The sequence below is a fragment of the Streptomyces sp. NPDC041713 genome, from assembly GCF_055591085.1.
This window is the reverse complement of record NZ_JBVIZY010000012.1, coordinates 83,464-103,060: the sequence shown is the minus strand read 5'-3', so window position 1 is coordinate 103,060 and position 19,597 is coordinate 83,464. Positions and strand designations below refer to the sequence as shown.

The 19,597-nt window shown below is 71.9% G+C and carries 16 protein-coding genes and 1 riboswitch; of the genes, 7 read left to right on the top strand and 9 right to left on the bottom strand.

Features of this window, described 5'->3' with window-relative positions; translation table 11 throughout:
- Positions 1–66 precede the first annotated feature (66 nt).
- Together ACZ6CV_RS30150 and ACZ6CV_RS30145 are read left to right on the top strand one after the other, a co-directional pair.
- Complete coding sequence (locus ACZ6CV_RS30150; RefSeq protein WP_469254105.1) at positions 67–1,536, top strand: amino acid permease; 1,470 nt, start codon at positions 67–69, stop codon at positions 1,534–1,536.
- 10 nt (positions 1,537–1,546) lie between these two features.
- A complete protein-coding gene (locus ACZ6CV_RS30145) occupies positions 1,547–2,002 on the top strand; it encodes an Lrp/AsnC family transcriptional regulator (RefSeq protein ID WP_355818903.1) in 456 nt (151 codons plus the stop codon).
- Positions 2,003–2,282: 280 nt separating this feature from the next.
- On the opposite strand, the gene ACZ6CV_RS30140 is transcribed toward ACZ6CV_RS30145, so the two are convergent.
- On the bottom strand, positions 2,283–2,846 hold the full coding sequence (locus tag ACZ6CV_RS30140; RefSeq protein ID WP_469254208.1) for a Repetin: 564 nt from the start codon (positions 2,844–2,846) through the stop codon (positions 2,283–2,285).
- Between the two features lie 377 nt (positions 2,847–3,223).
- On the opposite strand from ACZ6CV_RS30140, the gene ACZ6CV_RS30135 reads away from it, so the two are divergent.
- Complete coding sequence (locus ACZ6CV_RS30135; RefSeq protein WP_469254104.1) at positions 3,224–4,021, top strand: carbon-nitrogen hydrolase family protein; 798 nt, start codon at positions 3,224–3,226, stop codon at positions 4,019–4,021.
- Positions 4,022–4,076: 55 nt separating this feature from the next.
- Entirely contained in the window at positions 4,077–5,786 is a 1,710-nt protein-coding gene (locus ACZ6CV_RS30130; RefSeq protein WP_469254102.1) for a flavin monoamine oxidase family protein, read from the top strand.
- 105 nt (positions 5,787–5,891) lie between these two features.
- On the opposite strand, the gene ACZ6CV_RS30125 is transcribed toward ACZ6CV_RS30130, so the two are convergent.
- The 5 genes from ACZ6CV_RS30125 to ACZ6CV_RS30105 all read right to left on the bottom strand — a co-directional run bounded on the left by ACZ6CV_RS30125 (position 5,892) and on the right by ACZ6CV_RS30105 (position 11,863).
- Positions 5,892–6,824: an LLM class F420-dependent oxidoreductase gene (locus ACZ6CV_RS30125; RefSeq protein ID WP_469254100.1), complete on the bottom strand. Its 933-nt coding sequence runs from the start codon at positions 6,822–6,824 to the stop codon at positions 5,892–5,894.
- Positions 6,825–6,965: 141 nt separating this feature from the next.
- Positions 6,966–7,670 (bottom strand): DUF5995 family protein, encoded by a 705-nt coding sequence (locus ACZ6CV_RS30120; RefSeq protein ID WP_469254099.1) that lies wholly within the window; start codon positions 7,668–7,670, stop codon positions 6,966–6,968.
- A gap of 35 nt (positions 7,671–7,705) precedes the next feature.
- Positions 7,706–8,908 (bottom strand): Cmx/CmrA family chloramphenicol efflux MFS transporter, encoded by a 1,203-nt coding sequence (locus ACZ6CV_RS30115; RefSeq protein WP_469254097.1) that lies wholly within the window; start codon positions 8,906–8,908, stop codon positions 7,706–7,708.
- A gap of 220 nt (positions 8,909–9,128) precedes the next feature.
- Positions 9,129–10,523, bottom strand: coding sequence for a uracil-xanthine permease family protein (locus tag ACZ6CV_RS30110; RefSeq protein WP_469254095.1), 1,395 nt, complete (start codon positions 10,521–10,523; stop codon positions 9,129–9,131).
- A 128-nt stretch (positions 10,524–10,651) separates the two neighbouring features.
- Positions 10,652–11,863, bottom strand: a complete 1,212-nt coding sequence (locus tag ACZ6CV_RS30105) for an MFS transporter (protein ID WP_469254093.1) — start codon at positions 11,861–11,863, stop codon at positions 10,652–10,654.
- Positions 11,864–11,956: 93 nt separating this feature from the next.
- Between ACZ6CV_RS30105 and ACZ6CV_RS30100 the strand changes: the two genes are divergently transcribed.
- Complete coding sequence (locus tag ACZ6CV_RS30100; RefSeq protein ID WP_469254091.1) at positions 11,957–13,132, top strand: ROK family transcriptional regulator; 1,176 nt, start codon at positions 11,957–11,959, stop codon at positions 13,130–13,132.
- Between the two features lie 35 nt (positions 13,133–13,167).
- On the opposite strand, the gene ACZ6CV_RS30095 is transcribed toward ACZ6CV_RS30100, so the two are convergent.
- The 3 genes from ACZ6CV_RS30095 to ACZ6CV_RS30085 are packed head-to-tail and all read right to left on the bottom strand — an operon-like array spanning position 13,168 to position 17,215.
- Positions 13,168–13,914: an SDR family oxidoreductase gene (locus ACZ6CV_RS30095; RefSeq protein ID WP_469254089.1), complete on the bottom strand. Its 747-nt coding sequence runs from the start codon at positions 13,912–13,914 to the stop codon at positions 13,168–13,170.
- The gene (locus ACZ6CV_RS30090; protein WP_469254088.1) at positions 13,914–14,837 is read right to left on the bottom strand and encodes an RNA polymerase sigma-70 factor; all 924 of its coding nucleotides are present in this window, start codon (positions 14,835–14,837) and stop codon (positions 13,914–13,916) included. Before ACZ6CV_RS30090 ends, ACZ6CV_RS30095 begins: the two co-directional genes overlap by 1 nt.
- A gap of 44 nt (positions 14,838–14,881) precedes the next feature.
- Positions 14,882–17,215, bottom strand: a complete 2,334-nt coding sequence (locus ACZ6CV_RS30085) for a chitinase C-terminal domain-containing protein (protein ID WP_469254086.1) — start codon at positions 17,213–17,215, stop codon at positions 14,882–14,884.
- 292 nt (positions 17,216–17,507) lie between these two features.
- Positions 17,508–17,638: riboswitch (FMN riboswitch) on the top strand.
- A 211-nt stretch (positions 17,639–17,849) separates the two neighbouring features.
- On the opposite strand from ACZ6CV_RS30085, the gene ribD reads away from it, so the two are divergent.
- Complete coding sequence (gene ribD / locus ACZ6CV_RS30080) at positions 17,850–18,920, top strand: bifunctional diaminohydroxyphosphoribosylaminopyrimidine deaminase/5-amino-6-(5-phosphoribosylamino)uracil reductase RibD (RefSeq protein ID WP_469254206.1); 1,071 nt, start codon at positions 17,850–17,852, stop codon at positions 18,918–18,920.
- Position 18,921: 1 nt separating this feature from the next.
- Positions 18,922–19,542 (top strand): riboflavin synthase, encoded by a 621-nt coding sequence (locus ACZ6CV_RS30075; RefSeq protein ID WP_469254085.1) that lies wholly within the window; start codon positions 18,922–18,924, stop codon positions 19,540–19,542.
- Positions 19,543–19,597 lie beyond the last annotated feature (55 nt).

The following is a 19,597-nucleotide window of genomic DNA, read 5'->3' as shown; positions in this document are numbered from 1 at the left end:
CCGTCTCCTAGCGCGGGTGCCATGAGTCCTCGCCGCCCTGACCGGCAGCGATGAAGGAGCCAGCGCGTGCTCGACCAAGGCGCACCCCCGCAGAACCGCCCAAGCCCGCCGGGCGCCCCCGGCCTCGGCAGCCGCCTCATGCGGCGCAAGCCGGTCGAAAGCCTGGTCGCGGAGGGTGGCCACGGCGAGGGTGGCTCACTGCGACGCACCCTCGGCATGTGGCAGCTGACCATGATCAGCATCGGTGCCACGCTCGGCACCGGCATTTTCGTCGTCCTCGGCGAAAGCGTCCCCAAGGCCGGTCCCGCCGTCACGATCTCCTTCGTGATCGCCGGACTCACCGCCCTCTTCTCGGCCCTCTCCTACGCCGAACTGGCGGGCTCCATCCCGGTCGCCGGCTCCTCCTACTCGTACGCGTACGCAACGATGGGCGAACTCATCGCCTGGGTGTGCGGCTGGTGCCTGGTCCTGGAGTACGGCGTGTCGGTCGCCGCGGTCGCGGTCGGCTGGGGCGAGTACCTCAACGAACTGCTCGACGGAACCATCGGCGTCACCATCCCCGACGCGCTCTCCGCGGCGCCCGGTGAGGCGAGCGGCGCCATCATCAACCTGCCGGGCCTCATCGTCGTACTGCTCGCCATGGTCTTCCTGCTCGGCGGCGCCAAGGAGTCGGCGCGCGCCAACACGATCATGGTCGTCGTGAAGATCGTCGCCCTGGTGCTCTTCTGCACCATCGGCTTCATGGGCTTCAAGTCCGGCAACTACTCCGACTTCATGCCGCTCGGCATGGCCGGCGTCAGCGCCGCGGGAGCGAGCCTCTTCTTCTCCTACATCGGCTTCGACGCCGCCTCCACCGCCGGTGAGGAGGCGAAGAACCCGCAGCGCGACCTGCCGCGCGCGATCATGCTCTCGCTGATCATCGTCACGGCGCTCTACGTCCTGGTCGCGGCCGTCGCCGTCGGCGCGTGGAACTGGAAGGACTTCGAGGGTTCCGAGGCCACGCTCGCCGCGATCATGAACGACGTCACCGGGCAGAGCGTGTGGGGCACGATCCTCGCCGCCGGCGCGGTCATCTCCATCGCCTCCGTCGTCCTCACCGTGCTCTACGGCCAGACCCGCGTCCTGTTCGCCATGTCCCGCGACGGCCTGGTCCCCAAGGCGTTCGGCAAGGTCAGCAAGAGCACCGGGACGCCCCGCGTGAACACGGTCATCGTCTCGCTGTTCTGCGGCGCGCTGGCCTCCGTCATCCCGCTCGGCAAGCTCGTCGACGCCACCAGCATCGGCACGCTCTTCGCCTTCGGCCTGGTCAACATCGCGGTGATCGTGCTGCGCCGGACCCGTCCGGACATGCCGCGCACCTTCCGGGTGCCGCTCGGCTTCCTCTTCCCGGTGCTCGGCTTCGGGTTCTGCGCGTACAACATGTTCAGCCTCGACTCCGTCACCTGGGTCGTGTTCGGTGTCTGGATGGCCGTCGGCCTCGTGTTCTACTTCCTGTACGGCATGAGCCGCTCCCGATTGGCCACAGCAGAGAAGTGATCCACCCCCCGTGCGACTGAACGATCTCGACGAACGCATCGTGCACGCCCTCGCCGAGGACGCCCGCCGTTCCTACGCCGACATCGGCCAGCTGGTCGGACTCTCCGCGCCCGCCGTGAAGCGGCGCGTGGACCGGCTGCGGGCCACCGGGGCCATCACCGGGTTCACCGTACGGGTGGACCCGGCGGCCCTGGGGTGGGAGACCGAGGGGTTCATCGAGATCTACTGCCGCAGGAACACCTCGCCGGAGGCGATCCAGCGGGGCCTCGAGCGGTATCCCGAGGTGTCGTCCGCGTCCACCGTCACGGGGGACGCGGACGCGATCGTCCAGGTCTTCGCCGCGGACATGCGGCATTTCGAGCGGGTGCTCGAGCGGATCGCCGGGGAGCCGTTCGTGGAGCGGACGAAGTCCGTGCTGGTGCTTTCGCCGCTCATGCGGAGGTTTTCTTCGGGGTCCCCGACGTAGGCCTTCGGCTGGGTGCGGTTTTTTGCGCCGTTCCCCGCGCCCCTTGGGTGGGTTCGCTTTCCGTTTTGGGTGCGGGGCGTCTTGGGTTTGTCGCGCAGTTCCCCGCGCCCCTGGGGTGGTGGGTTTCGCCCTCCTTTCTCGTGCGGGCCGGTTGTGGCTGGTTGCGCAGTTCCCCGCGCCCCTGGGGTGGTGGTGGGTTTCGCCCTTCCTTTTGGGTGCGGGCCGGCTTGTGGCTGGTCGCGCCGTTCCTCGCGCCCCTGGGGTTCTGGCGCGGCGCGGGTTAGGGGTGGGTCGGGTAGGGGACCTTCCACGGGATTACGTGGTAGTCGCCTGTGCCCGCGCGGACCTTTTCGAAGGGGGCCGCGCTCGCGCACTTCGCCAGGGTGTCGGGCTGGTCGGGGGTGCCGCCGTGGGCCGCCCAGCTGTAGCCGACGCGGTCCTGGCCGCCCGTGTCGTGGACCGTGAAGCCGATCCGCTTGCCCTTGATGTCCGGCATGCCGATGTCGCTGCCGCTGGCGGTGACGACGCCGGTGACCGTGGCCACCTTGCCGCCCGTCACCAGACAGTCGACTCGGCCCTCCGCCCAGGCCCCCTTGCCACCCGGCTCGTCCAGGTGGACGAAGCGGAAGGTGCCGGTCGCCTTCGTCGGGTCCTTCTTGTCCTTCGCCGCCAGGTGCGCGTCGAAGGTGAAGGTCACGTCCTCCGCGGTCTTGCGGTAGAGCTTCGCGCTTCCGGTGAGGGCGGCGGCCTCGGCCTTCGCCGTCTCACGGGGGAGCGGGGGAGTCCCCGCGTCGGCCGCCGCCACCGTCGCCCCTGCGGCTCCTGCGCAGATCAGCAGGGCCATGCCGAGGGCGATGACGCGGCGGTCGGTGATGCGGATGCGTGCGTTGCGGCTCACGGGGAGCCTCCGTCCGGGATGCCGTTCACCCGGTCCTTCCGGGCGGGATCACGGTCTCGCGAGAGGGGGCCCCGGCACGTCGGACCAGGGGAGGTTCCGCCTCCGCCGTGCGGCGGGGAACACCCCCGACCCCCTCAGCCCAGCGGTGGACGCCGCGACGGCGCCGACGCCGTGCCCGCCGCGCAACGAATCGCCGTCCCGGGCGCCGCACGCGCAACAGATCGCCCGGCAGCCCGCAACGGTCACGCCTTGTCGGGGCAAGGCCGCCGACCGTACCGTCATAGCGACCCCGCTTCCCCCTCCGTACGCCTTGAGGATCCGCCATGCCTGCGCTGCGCACCGCCCTGCTCCAGAGCTCCGGGCGGCTCGGGTCCGTCGACGAGAACCTCGCGTCGCTGGACGCAGCCGCCCGACGTGCCGCCGCGGCGGGCGCGGGCCTGCTCGTGGCGCCCGAGCTGTTCCTCACCGGGTACGCGATCGGCGACGACATCGCCCGGCTCGCCGAGCCCGTCGACGGGGCCTCCGCCGAGGCCGCCGCCGAGATCGCCGCGCGCCACGGGGTCGGCGTCGCCTACGGCTACCCGGAGCGCGAGGGCGATCGCGTCTTCAACTCCGTCCAGCTGATCGGCCCGGACGGGGCCACCCTCGCCAACTACCGCAAGACCCACCTCTTCGGCGGCTTCGAGCGCGACGCCTTCACCCCCGGTGAACAGACTGTCGTGCAGGCCGAGTTGGGGGGCATCCGGGTCGGCCTCATGATCTGCTACGACGTGGAGTTCCCGGAGAACGTCCGCGCGCACGCCCTCGCGGGCACCGACCTGCTCGTGGTCCCCACCGCGCAGATGCACCCCTTCCAGTTCGTCGCCGAGTCCGTCGTGCCGGTCCGCGCCTTCGAGAGCCAGATGTACGTCGCGTACGTCAACCGGGTCGGCCCCGAGGGCGAGTTCGAGTTCGTCGGGCTCTCCACGCTCGCCGGGCCCGACGGCGTGGCGCGCGCCCGCGCCGGCCGCGGCGAGGAGCTCGTGTTCGGCGACGTCGACCCCCATTTCCTGGCGGCCTCCCGCGAGAACAACCCCTACCTCCGCGACCGCCGCCCCGGCCTGTACGCGTCCCTCGGCTGACCCCGCCCCAGCCTCCCCGCCCTGTCCTCAGTTCCGTGCAAGGAGTCCGTACCCCATGACGTCCACGGTGCCCACCGCCGTCCAGCACACCGACGCGCAGCCGCCGATCACCATGTTCGGGCCGGACTTCCCCTACGCGTACGACGACTTCCTCGCGCACCCCGCGGGCCTCGGCCAGATACCCGCGACCGAGCACGGCACCGAGGTCGCCGTCATCGGCGGCGGTCTCTCCGGCATCGTCGCCGCGTACGAACTGATGAAGATGGGCCTCAAGCCCGTCGTCTACGAGGCCGACCAGATCGGCGGCCGGCTGCGGACGGTCGGCTTCGAGGGCTGCTCCACCCCTGGTGAAGAAGGAGCCCTCACCGCCGAGATGGGCGCGATGCGCTTCCCGCCGTCCTCCACGGCCCTGCAGCACTACATCGACCTGGTGGGCCTGAAGACCCAGCCGTTCCCCAACCCGCTCGCCGAGTCGACCCCCTCCACGGTCGTCGACCTCAAGGGTGAGTCGCACTACGCCGAGACCGTCGCCGACCTGCCGCAGGTCTACCGCGACGTGGCGAAGGCGTGGGGCGACTGCCTGGAGGAGGGCGCGGACTTCTCCGACATGAACCGCGCCCTGCGCGAGCGCGATGTGCCCAAGATCCGCGAGATCTGGTCCCGGCTCGTCGAGAAGCTCGACAACCAGACCTTCTACGGCTTCCTCTGCGACTCCGCGGCGTTCAAGTCCTTCCGCCACCGCGAGATCTTCGGGCAGGTCGGCTTCGGCACCGGCGGCTGGGACACCGACTTCCCGAACTCCATCCTGGAGATCCTGCGCGTCGTCTACACCGAGGCCGACGACCACCACCGCGGCATCGTCGGCGGCAGCCAGCAGCTGCCGCTTCGGATGTGGGACCGCGAGCCGGAGAAGATCGTGCACTGGGCGCCCGGTACGTCCCTGAGCTCGCTGCACGAGGGCGGCGTGCCGAAGCCCGCCGTGACCCGCCTCGACCGCACCGCGGGCAACCGCGTCACCGTCACGGACTCCTCGGGCGACATCCGCACCTACCAGGCGGCGATCTTCACCGCCCAGTCCTGGATGCTGCTCTCCAAGATCGCCTGTGACGACACGCTCTTCCCCATCGACCACTGGACGGCGATGGAGCGGACCCACTACATGGAGTCCTCCAAGCTCTTCGTGCCGGTCGACAGGCCCTTCTGGCTGGACAAGGACGAGGAGACCGGCCGTGACGTCATGTCGATGACGCTCACCGACCGTATGACGCGCGGGACTTACCTGCTAGACGACGGACCGGACAAGCCCGCCGTCATCTGCCTCTCCTACACCTGGTGCGACGACAGCCTGAAGTGGCTGCCGCTGTCGGCGAACGAGCGTATGGAGGTCATGCTCAAGTCGCTCGGCGAGATCTACCCGAAGGTCGACATCAGGAAGCACATCATCGGCAACCCGGTGACGGTGTCGTGGGAGAACGAGCCGTACTTCATGGGCGCCTTCAAGGCGAACCTGCCGGGCCACTACCGCTACCAGCGGCGGCTGTTCACCCACTTCATGCAGGATCGCCTGCCGGCGGACAAGCGGGGGATCTTCCTCGCCGGGGACGACATCTCCTGGACGGCGGGATGGGCCGAGGGCGCGGTGCAGACCGCGCTGAACGCGGTGTGGGGCGTCATGCACCACTTCGGGGGTGCGACCGATGCGAGCAACCCCGGGCCCGGGGATGTGTACGACGAGATTGCTCCCGTCGAGTTGCCCGAGGACTGACGGCGCCGTTTCGGGTGCGGTGCGTGGGGGACTGTCGGGCCGTTGTGGCTGGTCGCGCAGTTCCCCGCGCCCCTGAGGCCTGCCCCTGCGGGGCGGCCCCAGGTCCTACACCCCCGCCGCCCTCGCCGTCTCGTACACCTCCGCCGCCACGTCCGTCAGCTCCGCCGCGTCCCTCGTGCTGCCCGCCAGTTCGACGAGGATCTCGTCCACGGCACCCGTGGAGGCGTGTGCTTCGAGGTCCTCGACGATCTGGGCGACGTTGCCCCGGAAGGGGGCGCGCGGGTCGCCCTCGTACGCGGTCGGTGTGTACCGGGCGTTGGCCCGCATGACGCTCTGGACCGGCCTCGTGCGGCCTCGCTCGGCGGCCAGTTCCTTGATGTGCTGCGCCTGCTCAGCCAGCTGTTCCGCGCCCGTGCCCACCGGCATCCAGCCGTCGGCGCGGTCCACCAGCCTGCGCAGGGCGCGCGGGCTGTTCGCGGGCAGCAGGATCGGGATGGGCCGGGCCGGTTTGGGGCCGACCTCGGAGGGCGCGATGGTGGTCAGCTCCCCTTCGTACGCCACCGGGTCCGGGCCCCACACCGCGTGGCACACGTCGATCAGCTCGTCCAGGACCTTGCCGCGCCGCTCGAACGGGGCGACCGAGGCCGCCGCGTACTCGTCGTGGGACCAGCCCGTGCCGAGCCCCGCGACCACCCGGCCGCCGCTCGCCGCGTCCAACGTGGCCAGCGAGCGGGCGAGTTGGAAGGGCACGTGCAGCGGCGCGACGAGCACGCTGGTGCCGATGCGGGCGCGTTCGGTGGCCGCGGCGGCGAGCGTCAGGGTGATCAGCGGATCGGCGACCGAGCGGTAGCTGTCGGGCCAGGGGAGGCCCGGGATCCCGTACAGCCCCTGGGTGGCGGGCTCGGGGTAGAGGATCCGCTCGAAGACCCACAGGCTGTCGTAGCCGATGTCCTCGGCGGCCCGGGCCACCGCGGGGACGTCACGGCCGATGTCGTACTGCCTGCCCTGCGGGAGACTCAGTCCGAGTCGGATCGTCATGCCGGTGCTCCTTCGCGTCGGGGACGGTGCGTTCCACGTACAACGATCGTGCGCTTCAACGTACAACCACCGCACGGGAGTTACCCGGAAACCGGCACGGGCCTGGCCGAAACGGCTCCCCCGGATCTGCCGAGGCCCCCGTCAGTCCGGCAGCGGCGTCAGCAGGATCCGCCCCACCAGACCCACCGCCCCGTCGAGCCGCTCCCCGAACTCCGCTGCGACACTCGGCAGATCGCGCAGCGCCCACAGCGCCCGCGCGGAGGCCCACGCGCCGTCCCTGGCGCGCTCCAGGCTCCACGAACCGGCCAGATGCGTCAGCGGGTCGCCGACCTGGAGGAGATCGGGGCCGGGCATCAGCTCTTCGCGGATGCGCTCCTCCAGGGCCACGAGGACGTCGCCCACGCGGTCGAACTCGTCCTCCAGGTCGGCCGGTTCGCAGCCGAGCGACCGGCAGGCGTCCACGAGCGCCAGCGCCAGATCGTGCCCGATGTGCGCGTTGATGCCCGCGAGCGCGAACTGCAGGGGGCGGACGCCGGGATGGCGGCGGTACTGGAACAGCGGGCGCCAGCAGGCCGGCGGGCGGCGCCCGTCGGCCGCCGCGTCGACGGCGGCGAAATAGCGCTCGGCGAAGCAGACGTCCAGGGTCACCGCCGAGCGCGCGTCGGCGAACACGCCGTGCCCCAGGTGCCGGGCGACCTCCTCGGTCACCGCGAGGTAGACGCGGTTGAAGACGGCCACCCCGTCCCGCGGCGGCCAGTCGTCGCCGAGCGCCCGCATCCGTGCCACCACGCCGTCGACCCCGTACGAGGGGGTCCCCCACTCCGCGAACCGCTCCAACTGCGCCATGGGGGCAGGGTCCCAGCCCCGGGCCCGGCGGGACGTCAGCGCACCGGGCGCTTCCCCGAAACGAGGGAACGCCCGGCGATGTCGCGGACAGCGGACCGGCTGCGCAGGGCCGTCGCGACCGCCCCGGTGATCAGGGCGAGGGCCACGAGGAGCGCGCTGAGCCAGAGCGGCGAGCGGTAGCCGAGCCCCGCCGAGATCGCCAGGCCGCCGAGCCACGGACCCACCGCGCCGCCCACGTTGAAGGCGGCCGTGGCGAAGGCGCCGGACAGGTGGGGCGCCTCGGCCGCCGCGTACAGCGCCTGCGAGATGAGCGTGGAGCCGACGCCGAAGGACAGCGCGCCCTGGACCGGGACCAGGACGAGCGCCGCCACCGGGTGGGCGGCGGCCAGCGCGAACAGGGCCCAGCCGGTGAGCAGCGCGAGCGACCCGGCGACCAGGAGCGGTACGGGCCGCGCGTCGGCGACGCGGCCGCTCGCGGTGACGCCCACGAAGGAGCCGAGGCCGAACAGGGCGAGCACTGCGGGCACCCACGCCGAGCCGAGCCCGGTGACGTCGGTGACCAGGGGCGCCAGATAGGTGAACGAGCAGAACGTGGCGCCGTTCACCAGCGCGCCGAGCAGCAGCGTCACCGAGAGGCGCGGGGAGCGCAGTGCCCGCAGCTCACCGAGCACGCCGGATCCCGCGGGGTCCGGGCGTCCGGCGGGCACCGCGCGGGCGACGGCGAACACGGCGGGCAGCGAGATCAGGGCGACGGCCCAGAACGCGGAGCGCCAGCCCCACACCTCGCCGAGCAGCGCCCCCGCGGGCACCCCCGCGACACAGGCGACGGTCACGCCGCCGAGGAGCGTGGACGTGGCGCGGCCCTTGGCGTCGGGCGCCACCAGGTCGGTGGCCGTGACCAGGGCGACGGCGAGGAACCCCGCGTTGGCGAGGGCGCCGGCGATCCGAGCGGCGAGCAGTACCGCGAAGCTCGTGGTGAGCGCGCCGACGACGTGCGCGAGCAGGAAGACGGTGAGGAAGGCGAGCAGGGCGCTCCGGCGGGCGAAGCGGCGGCTCACGGTGGCCATCAGGGGCGCGCCGACGACCATGCCGACGGCGAACGCCGAGGTCAGGTGGCCGGCGGTGGGGATGGACACGCCGAGGTCGCGCGCGATGTCCGGGACCAGGCCGGACAGCATGAACTCGGAGGTGCCTTGCGCGAACACGGCAAGGGCGAGCAGATGGAGGACAACGGGCACAGCGGAACTCCGCAACCATGGTGTGGATCAAGGGATCGGGACACGGTGCGGTGGTCCGGTGGTGACGGTGCCGGGGTCGCGGACGGCCGCAGAGCGGCGGCGGGAACGTCAGCGCGAGCGCACGAGAAGCCACCGGACGACCGGTGGCGGGAGTCTGTCGGACTCGGGGCTGGACATGATGCGCACCTTAGGCAGCGGGCGCGCACCACGTCCAGCGAATTCAGCGCTCCTTGCGGGCGGCGCTCTCGTCGTCGTACGCCGACGTGCCCGAATCCAGCAGCGGTTCCTGGGACTTGAGGTGCGCCGGGGCGAAGGCCCGCAGCACGTGGTAGCCGGTGATGACGACGATCGTGCCGAGCGCGATGCCGCTCAGCTCGAAGTTGTCGCTGATCTTCAGGGAGACGCCGCCGACGCCGATGATGATGCCCGCGGCGGCCGGAACCAGGTTGAGCGGATTGCGCAGGTCGACCTTGGCGTTGATCCAGATCTGGGCGCCGAGCAGGCCGATCATGCCGTACAGGATGACGGTGATGCCGCCGAGCACGCCGCCCGGGATCGCGGCGACGACCGCGCCGAACTTGGGGCAGAGCCCGAAGAGCAGGGCGAAGCAGGCCGCGGCCCAGTAGGCGGCCGTGGAGTAGACCCGGGTCGCGGCCATCACGCCGATGTTCTCGGAGTACGTGGTGTTGGGCGGGCCGCCGACCGCGGTGGAGAGCATGGACGCGGCGCCGTCGGCGGAGATCGCCGTGCCGAGCTTGTCGTCGAGGTTGTCGCCGGTCATCTCGCCGACGGCCTTCACATGACCCGCGTTCTCCGCGACCAGCGCGATGACGACGGGCAGCGCCACGAGGATCGCCGACCACTCGAAGCTCGGCGCGTGGAAGGAGGGCAGGCCGATCCAGTCGGCCTTGCCGACGGCGGACAGGTCAAGCCGCCAGTGGTCGACGACCTTGCCCGAGGCGTCCGCCGAGTGGATCTTTCCGAAGACCTGGTCGAGGAGCCACGAGATCCCGTAGCCGAAGATCAGCCCGAGGAAGATCGCGACGCGCGACCAGAAGCCGCGCAGACACACCACGGCCAGACCGGTGAAGAGCATCACCAGGAGCGCCGTCCACTGGTCCTGCGGCCAGTACGTCGACGCCGTCACCGGCGCGAGGTTGAAGCCGATCAGCATGACGACCGCGCCGGTCACGATCGGAGGCATCGCGGCGTGGATGATCCGCGCCCCGAACTTCTGCACCGCGAGACCGACCAGGAAGAGCGCGGCCCCGACCACGAGGACCGCGCCGGTCACCGTCGCGCTGGAGCCGCCCTGCGCGCGGATGACCGCGGCGACGCCCACGAAGGAGAGCGAGCAGCCCAGGTAGCTGGGTACCCGGCCACGGGTGGCGAGCAGGAAGATGACGGTCGCGACGCCCGACATCATGATGGCCAGATTCGGGTCGAGGCCCATCAGTACGGGGGCCACGAACGATGCGCCGAACATCGCGACCACGTGCTGCGCGCCGAGCCCGAAGGTGCGGGGCCAGGAGAGCCGCTCGTCGGGGCGGACGACGGCGCCCGGGGCTGGGGTACGCCCGTCGCCGTGCAGTTTCCAGCGCACGCCGAGATCCATGGTGAGTGTCGCTTTCTGTGCGCCGAGCCGGGCCGCGCCGCATGGCTGGATGGCCCGAAATGATCGACGCCATGTTAATGCGACGTGAGTACGGCTTCGCTCCCGTGCGGCTTCGCTCCCGCGCGGCGTCAGGTCCGCGGGCCGGGCGCCGCCGTGTCCGCGGGACTGGCCTGCGCGGCCGTGCGGCCGTCCGTGCGCAGCACGCCCGCGAAGACGGTCAGACCGCAGGCGAGCAGCGTCACCAGGCCGAAGGAGACCACCAGGCTCGTCGCGTCCGCCAGCGTGCCGATCGCGGACGGGGCGATCAGACCCGAGGTGTACGTGATGGTGGCGACGCCTGCGATGGCCTGGCTCGGGTTGGGCCCGCTGCGCCCGGCCGCGGCGAAGGCGAGCGGCACCACGACCGCGATGCCGAGACCGAGGAGCGCGAAGCCGGCCATCGCCATCACCGGGTGGGTCGCGAACACCACGAGGAGGCCGCCGAGGACCGCGAGCGCCCCGCCGGCCCGCACCGTGCGCACCGCGCCGAACCGGTTCACCACGGCGTCGCCGGCGAGGCGCGCCACGGCCATGGTGAGCGTGAACCCGGTGGTGCACGCGGCGGCGGCACCGGCCGACGTGTCGAGCACGTCCCGCAGATAGACCGCCGACCAGTCCAGGCTCGCGCCCTCCGCGAAGACCGCGCAGAAGCCGACCGCGCCGATCAGCAGCGCCGCCTTGGGCGGCAGCGAGAACCGCGGCGGCGCCTCCTCCTCGGGCTCCGCCTGCAGATCGAGGACCTGCTGACAGGCGACGAGGCCGAGGGCGGTCAGCGCGACGGCGGCCAGTACGTGGTGCAGCCGGGCGTCGGAGCCCAGGTGCGCGGCGACGGTGCCGGCCGCGGAGCCGATCAGGGCGCCGACGCTCCACATGCCGTGCAGGCCCGACATGATCGATTTCCGCATCAGCGTCTCGGTCTCGACGCCGATCGCGTTCATCGTCACGTCCGACATGCCCGAGGCCGCGCCGTACACGAAGAGGGCCAGGCAGAGCGTGAGCAGGTTGGGCGCGAGCGAGGGCAGGATCAGGGCCGTGGTCCACAGCGCGAGCAGCACGCGCAGCGCGTTGCGGGCGCCGAAGCGGTGGCCGATCCGGCTCGCCAGCGGCATGGCGAGGGAGGCGCCGATCGCCGGGAAGGCGAGGGCGAGACCGAGCGTGCCCGCGCCGACCGAGGCGTGTTCCTGGATCCAGGGCACCCGGGTCGCGAAGGAGCCGGTGACCGCGCCGTGCACGCAGAACACGGCCGCGACGGCCATCCGGGCCCGCCCCAACCGGTGTTTGTCGTAGACCACTTCACTCATGTGCCCGCCCTCCCGAGTGCTGCCCGCTTCGGCGACGTAAACTATCAGGAACCCTGCCTGATAAATAGAAGGTTTCTGTGGGAGGATCCGGCCATGCCTGTCTCGCCTGCCTCGCCGAGTACCGCCCGGGCCATCAACGACCGGCTCGCGCTGGGCCTCCTGCAGAGCGAGGGCCCCCTGACGGCGAACGAGTTGAAGCAGCTCACCGGCCTGTCCCGGCCCTCGGTCGCCGACCTCGTCGAGCGGCTCCAGGGCTCCGGACTCATCACGGTCGTCGGGGAGGCGGGCGCCCGGCGGCGCGGCCCGAACGCCCGGCTCTACGGCATAGTCGCCGACCGCGCCCACCTCGCCGCCCTCGACGTGCGCACCGATGGCGTCTCCGTCGTCGTGACCGATCTGCTGGGCGCGGTGCTCGCCGAGGCCTCCGCCCCCATCGGCGGCGACACCGGCACCGGGCCCGCCGTCGAGCGCGCCGTCGCCCTCGTCGAGCGCGCGGCCCGCGAGGGCGGCGTCCAGCGGCTGCACACCGTCGGCATCGGCGCCCCCGGCCTCATCGACCCCGCCACCGGCGACCTGCACGACACGTCCGCGCTGCCCGCCTGGCACCGCCGCCTCTCCGGCGCCCTCCAGGAACGGCTCGGCGCACGCGTCCTGGTGGAGAACGAGACCAACCTCGCGGCCCGCGCCGAGCGGCGCGACGGTGCCGCGCACGACCGGGACACCTTCGTGCTGCTCTGGCTCGGCGACGGCGTGGGCGCGGCCGTCGTCCTCGACGGCGTGCTGCGCCGTGGTGCCTCCGGGGGCGCCGGCGAGATCGGCTTCCTGCCGGTGCCCGGCACCGCATCCCTGCCGTCCGCCACCGGCTGCGAGGGCGGCTTCCACTCGCTGGCCTGCGCCGCCGCGCTCCGCGAACTCGGCGCGGAACACGGCCTGTTGAAGCCCGACATGACCGCCGCCGAGCTGCTGCGGTACGCGGTGGAGAGCGACGAGAGCGGCTTCCTGGACGCCGTCGCGGACCGGGTCGCGGTCGGCGCGGCCGCGGTGTCCTCGATCCTCGACCCCGGCTGTGTCGTCCTGGGCGGCGAGGTGGGCCGGGCGGGCGGCGCCGCGCTCGCCGACCGGGTCGCGGACCGCGTCACCGCCATGTCGCCCCTGCACACCGAGGTGCGCGCCGGCACCCTCGGTGGCGCCGCGGTGCTGCGGGGCGCGCTGCTCGCCGCACGGGACGCGGCGCAGGACGACGTCTTCGGGCCGCGCCCGGGGCGCTGAGCGCCTGTCTTCGAGACCGGGCGCCCACCGTCCGCCTAGCGTCGTGCGCCCGACCGCACCGCCAGGTACTCCTCGAAGGTGCCCTTGCCCACGGCCCGGTCCGGTGCCAGATGGCCGCCCGCCCGCGCCGCGCGGTAGGTGGCGCCCGCCAGCCGCACCGGCAGCAGCCGGCGCCGCTTGCCGCTCGCCCGCAGATAGGCGCGGGCCAGGTCGGGGAAGGTGCGGACCTCCGGCCCGCCCATGTCGTCGACCCGGCCGGCCGGCTCCGCGCCGGCCAACTCCGCAAGCCGGGCCGCCACTTCGGCGACCTCGATGGGCTGGTCGCTGACCCCGGCGGGCAGCACCATGACGGGCAGCTTCGCCGAGGCCTCCATGATCCGCAAGACCAGATCGTGGAACTGCGTGGTCCGCAGCACCGTCCAGCCGAGCCCGGACTCCTGGATCAGCCGCTCCACGGCGAGCTTCGACTTGTAGTAGCCGAGCGGCACCCGGTCGATGCCGACGATCGAGATGTAGACCAGATGCGCCACCCCGGCGCGGCGCGCCGCCGCGATCAGGTTCCGGGCGGCCTGCTCGTCACCGCCGCGCACGGTGGTCGCGCAGTGCACGACCACGTCGACGCCCGTCAGCGCCGCGTCCAGGCCCGCGCCGTCGCGCAGGTCGACCGCGTAGGGCTGGGTGTGCCGGCTGAGCACCCGCACCTCGTGCCCGTCCGCCCGCAGCCGTCCGGTCACGAGACGGCCGAGGGTGCCGGTGCCGCCGGTCACCAGGATCGTGCTCATCACAAAGCTCCTTCGCCGTGCGGGGCGCCGTCGGCGCGGGCCAACTGACGCTCCACGAACACCAGCTTGTCCGGGTTCACGACCGAACGTACCCCGGTCACCCGCTCGTCGCCGCCCTCGAACGCGGCGATGGCCGTAATCCGCCCCGCCGCGCGCAGCACCAGCGCGGGCGCGCCGTTGACCTCGGCGTACGAGATGTCCGACGCGGCCTTGACCTTGCCCATGACGCCGAGCAGGAACCGCAGCACGTTCTCCCGGCCGAGGATCGGCGTGCGGGTCGCGGCCGCCTTGCCGCCGCCGTCGCCCCACCACGTGACGTCCGTGGCCAGTATCCGCTCCAGACGCGCCACGTCCCCCTCGCGGGCCGCGGCGATGAACGACTCGACGAACCGCCGGCGCAGCTCGTGCCCCGGCTCGAAGCGGGGCCGCGCCTCGGTGACCGCGCGGGCCGCCCTGCGGTACAGCTGGCGGCAGTTGGCCTCGGTCGTGCCGAGGACGCCCGCGATGTCCCGGTGGCTGTACGCGAAGGCCTCCCGCAGCACGTACACCGCGCGCTCCTTGGGGGTGAGGCGCTCCAGGAGGACGAGCAGGGCCATCGACACGGCGTCCCGCTGCTCGGCCGACTCCAGCGGCCCGAGCGTGCCGCCGGAGGTGATCACCGGTTCCGGCAGCCAGGTCCCCACGTACTGCTCGCGCCGGGCGCGGGCCGAGGTCAGCCGGGTCAGGCAGAGGTTGGTGACGGTCTTGGCCAGCCAGGCGGAGGGCAGCGCGATGTCCTCGCGCCGCGTCGCGTTCCAGCGCAGATACGCGTCCTGCACGGCGTCCTCCGCCTCCTGCGCGGAGCCCAGTATCCGGTAGGCCAGGCCGAACATCCGGGGGCGGTGGGTCTCGAACTCCTCGGCCAGTGCCGTCGCGGTGCTCACGCCCTCAGGGTGCCAAATCCCGTGGGCGTGAGCACGCGTGACGTTCAGCAGGCGCCGAGATCCTGCCAGACCCCCCAGCTGCCACCGGTGCCCGGCTCGTCGCCCTTCGTCCACCACTTGGACTTCCAGGTGTGCGCCTTGTGGGAGACGGTGGCGGTGCCGCCGTACTCCGACGCCGCGCTCCAGGCGGGGGCGGTGCAGGTGCCGGGGCCGGGCGGGTCGGTCGGGTCCGGCGGGTCGGTCGGGCCGGTGCCGGTGCCCGGCTCGACGAGGGTGGTGCCGCGCGCCAGGTCACCGGCGAGCGCGTACGTGGTGCCGCCGATGGAGACCGTCCAGTTCCACGGCGTGGACACCGGCAGGTAGTAGTTGAAGGAGAGGTCCACGGAGGCGCCGGGGGCGAGGGACTGCCAGGCGGGCAGCTTCAGCGAGACCCGGTGGAAGTCGCCCTTGAGCCCGCCGGCGTTGCTGCCGGTGTGGTCGCTGCTGATCACCTTCGTGCCGAAGCCGGACTGGTCGGAGGCGTTGCCGGGGGCGGTCGTCGCGTAGTCGAACTGGAACTCGGTGCCGCCTGGCAGCGCCGTCTTCGTGTTGTTGGTGATCTTCAGCTTCGGCGTGATCGGGTAGTTGGAGTCGCCGAGCTTGAAGTCGCCGAACTCCACGCCGATGTCGACCGCCTTGGTGGGCAGCTCCTTGTCGGCGACCTTGGCGCCGTACGGCTTGGCGGACTTGAACTTGTCGTACATCAGCGAGGTGAGCGTGGAGCCCATCTCGTACTGGCCCTTGCCGGCGTTCCACCGGTAGTCGCCGGCCATCTCCCAGATCATCGTGCCGCCGACGCCCCGGTCGACCACGTAGTCGGCCTTCTTCGCCACCGACTCCTCGTCCTCCGTGGAGAGGAAGACCTTCTTGTCGGCGTTCCACAGCCACGGCGCGACCAGCGAGGAGCTGTACTTGCGGGCGTACGTGCCGGTCAGCTTGGTGTCGGCGGGGAAGCCGTACTTCGTGACGTAGTCGCCGACGATGCCCTTCTCCAGGTTCTTGGCGTGCCACATCGGGTTGGAGCCCGCCGGGGACTCCTTGCCGTTGTCGTCCTTGTCGTGCCAGAGGTTGTCGATGCCGACGGCGCCGTCACCGCACTTGGTCAGGCCGGATCCGGCCGGACAACTGGTGGCGGGCGCCCTGCCCCAGAGCCCGTCGGTGCCGCCCTGCACGTTCTTGAAGCCCCGCGTGTAGTACGGCAGGCCGATGTTGATGCGCCCGGCCGGCATCGAGCCGCGGAAGTAGTGGTAGGCCCAGTCGGTGTTGAGGTATCCGATACCGCCGTACTGCTGGCTGCCGTACACGTTCGCCGCGGCGAGCTCGGCGTCCTTGCCGTCGTCGAAGAGCGAGGCGTTGGGGCCCACGTACTCGTTCCAGGCGCCGTGCAGGTCGTACGACATGATGTTGACGTAGTCCAGGTACTTCTGGACCTGGAAGGTCTCCATGCCGCGCAGCAGATAGCCGGAGGAGGGGGCCGCCACGGTCAGCATGTAGTGCTTGCCGTCGGCCGCGCCCGCCCGGTCGAGCTTCTGGCGCAGGGACTTCATGAGCGCCGCGTAGCCCTTGACCAGGCCCGCCCGGCGGGCGTTGGAGAGGGAGTAGTCGAGCGGGTTGCCCGCGTCCTTCATGGAGGTCGGGTACTCGTAGTCGATGTCGACGCCGTTGAAGCCGTACTTCTTGATGAAGGCGACCGCGGAGTCGGCGAAGGTGTCGATGCCCGCCTGGTTCACCGAGCCGTCGGCGTGGGTGGCCATCGAGTAGAAGCCGCCGGAGTTCACGCGCTTGCCGTCGTCGTCGAAGTAGCCGCCTGTCTCGGCCCAACCGCCCACGGAGATCAGCGTCTTGACGTTCGGGTGCTGCTTCTTGAACTTGTTGAGCAGGTTGAAGTGGCCCTTGTAGGGCAGCGCCGGATCCATCTCGGCGCCCGCGACGCCCGGCCAGGTCATCCCGGTGGCGGCGTTCTTCTCGCCGTCGGCGCCGACCGAGACCTTGTTGTCCTTGTCGACGTGCGCGAAGGCGTAGTTGACGTGGGTGACCTTGTCCCACGGGATGTCCGGGGCGAGGTAGGCGGGCTCGCCGTTCTTGCCGGTGCGCCAGCCGGTGAAGTAGCCGATGACGCGCCGCTGGTGGTCGGCGCCCATCTTCTCGCGGCCGTCGCTGTCGTAGACGGAGCAGTAGGGGACGTCGACGCCGGGCGTCTGATAGAGCCCGTCGGGGCGGCAGGACGCGTCGGCGGCGGCGTGCGAGACGCCGCCGCCGGAGACCAGGCCGAGCAGCAGCCCGGCGACGGCGGTGCCGGCGGCGAACAGCGTGGGTCTCGCGCGGGTGGGGGACGGCAAGGCGGGCCTCCTGAGCGGTGCGGAACACGGGACGGGGCGGAACAACACGACCGGGGACAAGGTGAATCGTTCTGGGGCCCCGGTGTGCGCACACCGTCGGCTCCGGCTCCTCTGAGGTGACGCAGAGATTAAGAGGACTAGACCAGTGCGTCAATAGGTCCGGACCAATGTGGTCGGAGATGGTTGAACGCGTGACGTGTGATGGTTGAACGGGCGCAGTTGTGAGCCAGGCCACAGCCGGTCGCCCGTATGGCCCCCGATCAGGCGTGGCACACTGGCCTCGTACCAGAAGCAGCGCACTCCGGGGTCGGTGTAATTCCGAACCGGCGGTTACAGTCCGCGACCCGGCCGCCTCCAGCGGCCGGTTGACCAGGTGAAATTCCTGGACCGACGGTGAAAGTCCGGATGGGAGGCAGTGCGCGGCGGGCGGGCATCTTTGCGCGCTGCCGTCATGACTCGTTCCTGGCATTCCCGGGGACGGTTCCCGGGATTTCCGGGAACAGGTGTCGATCCGGCGCAGGCGTCGCAGCCGATGTCGTCGTCCGTTCGTTCTGTCGTCATCGACAGGCCCCGGAGTCCGTGCCCGAAGAGGCAGGAGGACCCGGTGGCCACCGCCGCAGCCGAAGCAGCCGCGATGCAGCGTGCCGTCACGCTCGCCGCGCACGGACTCGGCTCCACCAGCCCCAACCCCGTCGTCGGCTGCGTCGTCCTCGACGCAGCGGGCGAACCCGTGGGCGAGGGCTGGCACCAGCGCGCGGGCGGCCCGCACGCCGAAGTGAACGCCCTGCGCGCCGCCGGTGAGCGGGCCCGCGGCGGCACCGCCCTCGTCACCCTCGAACCCTGCAACCACACCGGCCGCACCGGCCCCTGCGCGCAGGCCCTCATCGACGCCGGGATCGCCCGCGTCGTCTACGCGGTCGCCGACCCCAACCCCACCGCCACCGGTGGCGCGCAGACCCTGCGCGCGGCCGGGATCGCCGTGGAACAGGGGCTCCTGGAGGAGGCGGCCGCCGAGGGCAACGCCGCCTGGCTGACCTCCGTACGGCTCGGCCGCCCCCACGTCACCTGGAAGTACGCCGCCACGCTCGACGGCCGCACCGCCGCCGCCGACGGCACCAGCCGCTGGATCACCTCCGCCGAGGCCCGCGCCGACGTGCACCGGCTGCGCGCCGAGTGCGACGCCGTCGTCGTCGGCTCCGGCACCCAGCGCGCCGACGACCCGCACCTCGCCGTGCGCGGTGTCGACGGCGCCGAAACAGCCGTCGTCCAGCCGCTGCGGGTCGTCGTCGACACCAGCGGCACCGCCGTCGCGCCCGGCGCCCGCGTCCTGGACGGCGCCGCGCCCACGCTGATCGCCGTCGCCGACGACGTGACGCCCGCGTACGAAGGCGTGGAGACCGTCCGGCTGCCGCGCGCCGAGGGCGGGTTGGACGTGCGGGCCCTCCTCGCCGCGCTCCAGGCGCGCGGCGTGCGCTCCGTCCTCCTCGAAGGCGGTCCGACGCTCGCCGGTGCCTTCGTCGCCGCCGGCGCCGTCGACCGCGTCGTCGGCTACCTCGCCCCCGCCCTGCTCGGCGCGGGCCCCGCCGCCCTGACCGGCGGCGGAATCACGACCATCACCGATGCGTTGCGGCTCGACGTGCGCGAGACCGTCCGCATCGGCCCCGACCTGCGCATCACCGCGACCCTCGTAGCGAAGGAGCACTGACGTGTTCACCGGAATCGTCGAAGAGCTGGGCGAGATCACCGCCGTCGAGAACCTCCCCGACGCCTCCCGCTTCCGGCTGCGCGGCCCCGTGGTGACCGAGGGCGCGCGGCACGGCGACTCCATCGCCGTCAACGGCGTCTGTCTGACGGTCGTGGAGCACGAGGGCGAGGAGTTCACCGCCGACGTGATGGCGGAGACCCTGAACCGCTCCAGCCTCGGCGCGCTCGCCGTCGGCTCGCGCGTCAACCTGGAGCGCCCCACCGCCGTCGGCGCCCGCCTCGGCGGCCACATCGTGCAGGGCCACGTGGATGGGACCGGCGAGATCGTCGAGCGCAAGCCCTCCGAGAACTGGGAGATCGTCAAGATCTCGCTCCCCGCCGGGCTGTCCCGCTACGTCGTCGAGAAGGGCTCCATCACCGTGGACGGCGTCAGTCTCACCGTCGTCGACGCAGGACCCGACTTCTTCACCATCAGCCTGATCCCCACGACCCTCGCGCTGACCACGCTCGGCATCAAGCAGCCCGGCGACCCGGTCAACCTCGAGGTCGACGTCATCGCCAAGTACGTCGAGCGCCTGCTCGGCGACCGCGCGCAGGTCCCGGCCCGGGAGGTCACCCAGTGAACTGGCTCAACGCCGAGGCCTTCACCGCCTTCGACCAGCACATCCTCTGGTCCGA

Coding starts and splice junctions, on each gene's coding strand:
- ACZ6CV_RS30140 (WP_469254208.1), bottom strand. CDS start 2,846: ATGGCCCTGCTGATCTGCGCAGGAGCCGCAGGGGCGACGGTGGCGGCG.
- ACZ6CV_RS30135 (WP_469254104.1), top strand. CDS start 3,224: ATGCCTGCGCTGCGCACCGCCCTGCTCCAGAGCTCCGGGCGGCTCGGG.
- ACZ6CV_RS30130 (WP_469254102.1), top strand. CDS start 4,077: ATGACGTCCACGGTGCCCACCGCCGTCCAGCACACCGACGCGCAGCCG.
- ACZ6CV_RS30125 (WP_469254100.1), bottom strand. CDS start 6,824: ATGACGATCCGACTCGGACTGAGTCTCCCGCAGGGCAGGCAGTACGAC.
- ACZ6CV_RS30120 (WP_469254099.1), bottom strand. CDS start 7,670: ATGGCGCAGTTGGAGCGGTTCGCGGAGTGGGGGACCCCCTCGTACGGG.
- ACZ6CV_RS30110 (WP_469254095.1), bottom strand. CDS start 10,523: ATGGATCTCGGCGTGCGCTGGAAACTGCACGGCGACGGGCGTACCCCA.
- ACZ6CV_RS30105 (WP_469254093.1), bottom strand. CDS start 11,863: ATGAGTGAAGTGGTCTACGACAAACACCGGTTGGGGCGGGCCCGGATG.
- ACZ6CV_RS30100 (WP_469254091.1), top strand. CDS start 11,957: ATGCCTGTCTCGCCTGCCTCGCCGAGTACCGCCCGGGCCATCAACGAC.
- ACZ6CV_RS30095 (WP_469254089.1), bottom strand. CDS start 13,914: ATGAGCACGATCCTGGTGACCGGCGGCACCGGCACCCTCGGCCGTCTC.
- ribD (WP_469254206.1), top strand. CDS start 17,850: ATGCAGCGTGCCGTCACGCTCGCCGCGCACGGACTCGGCTCCACCAGC.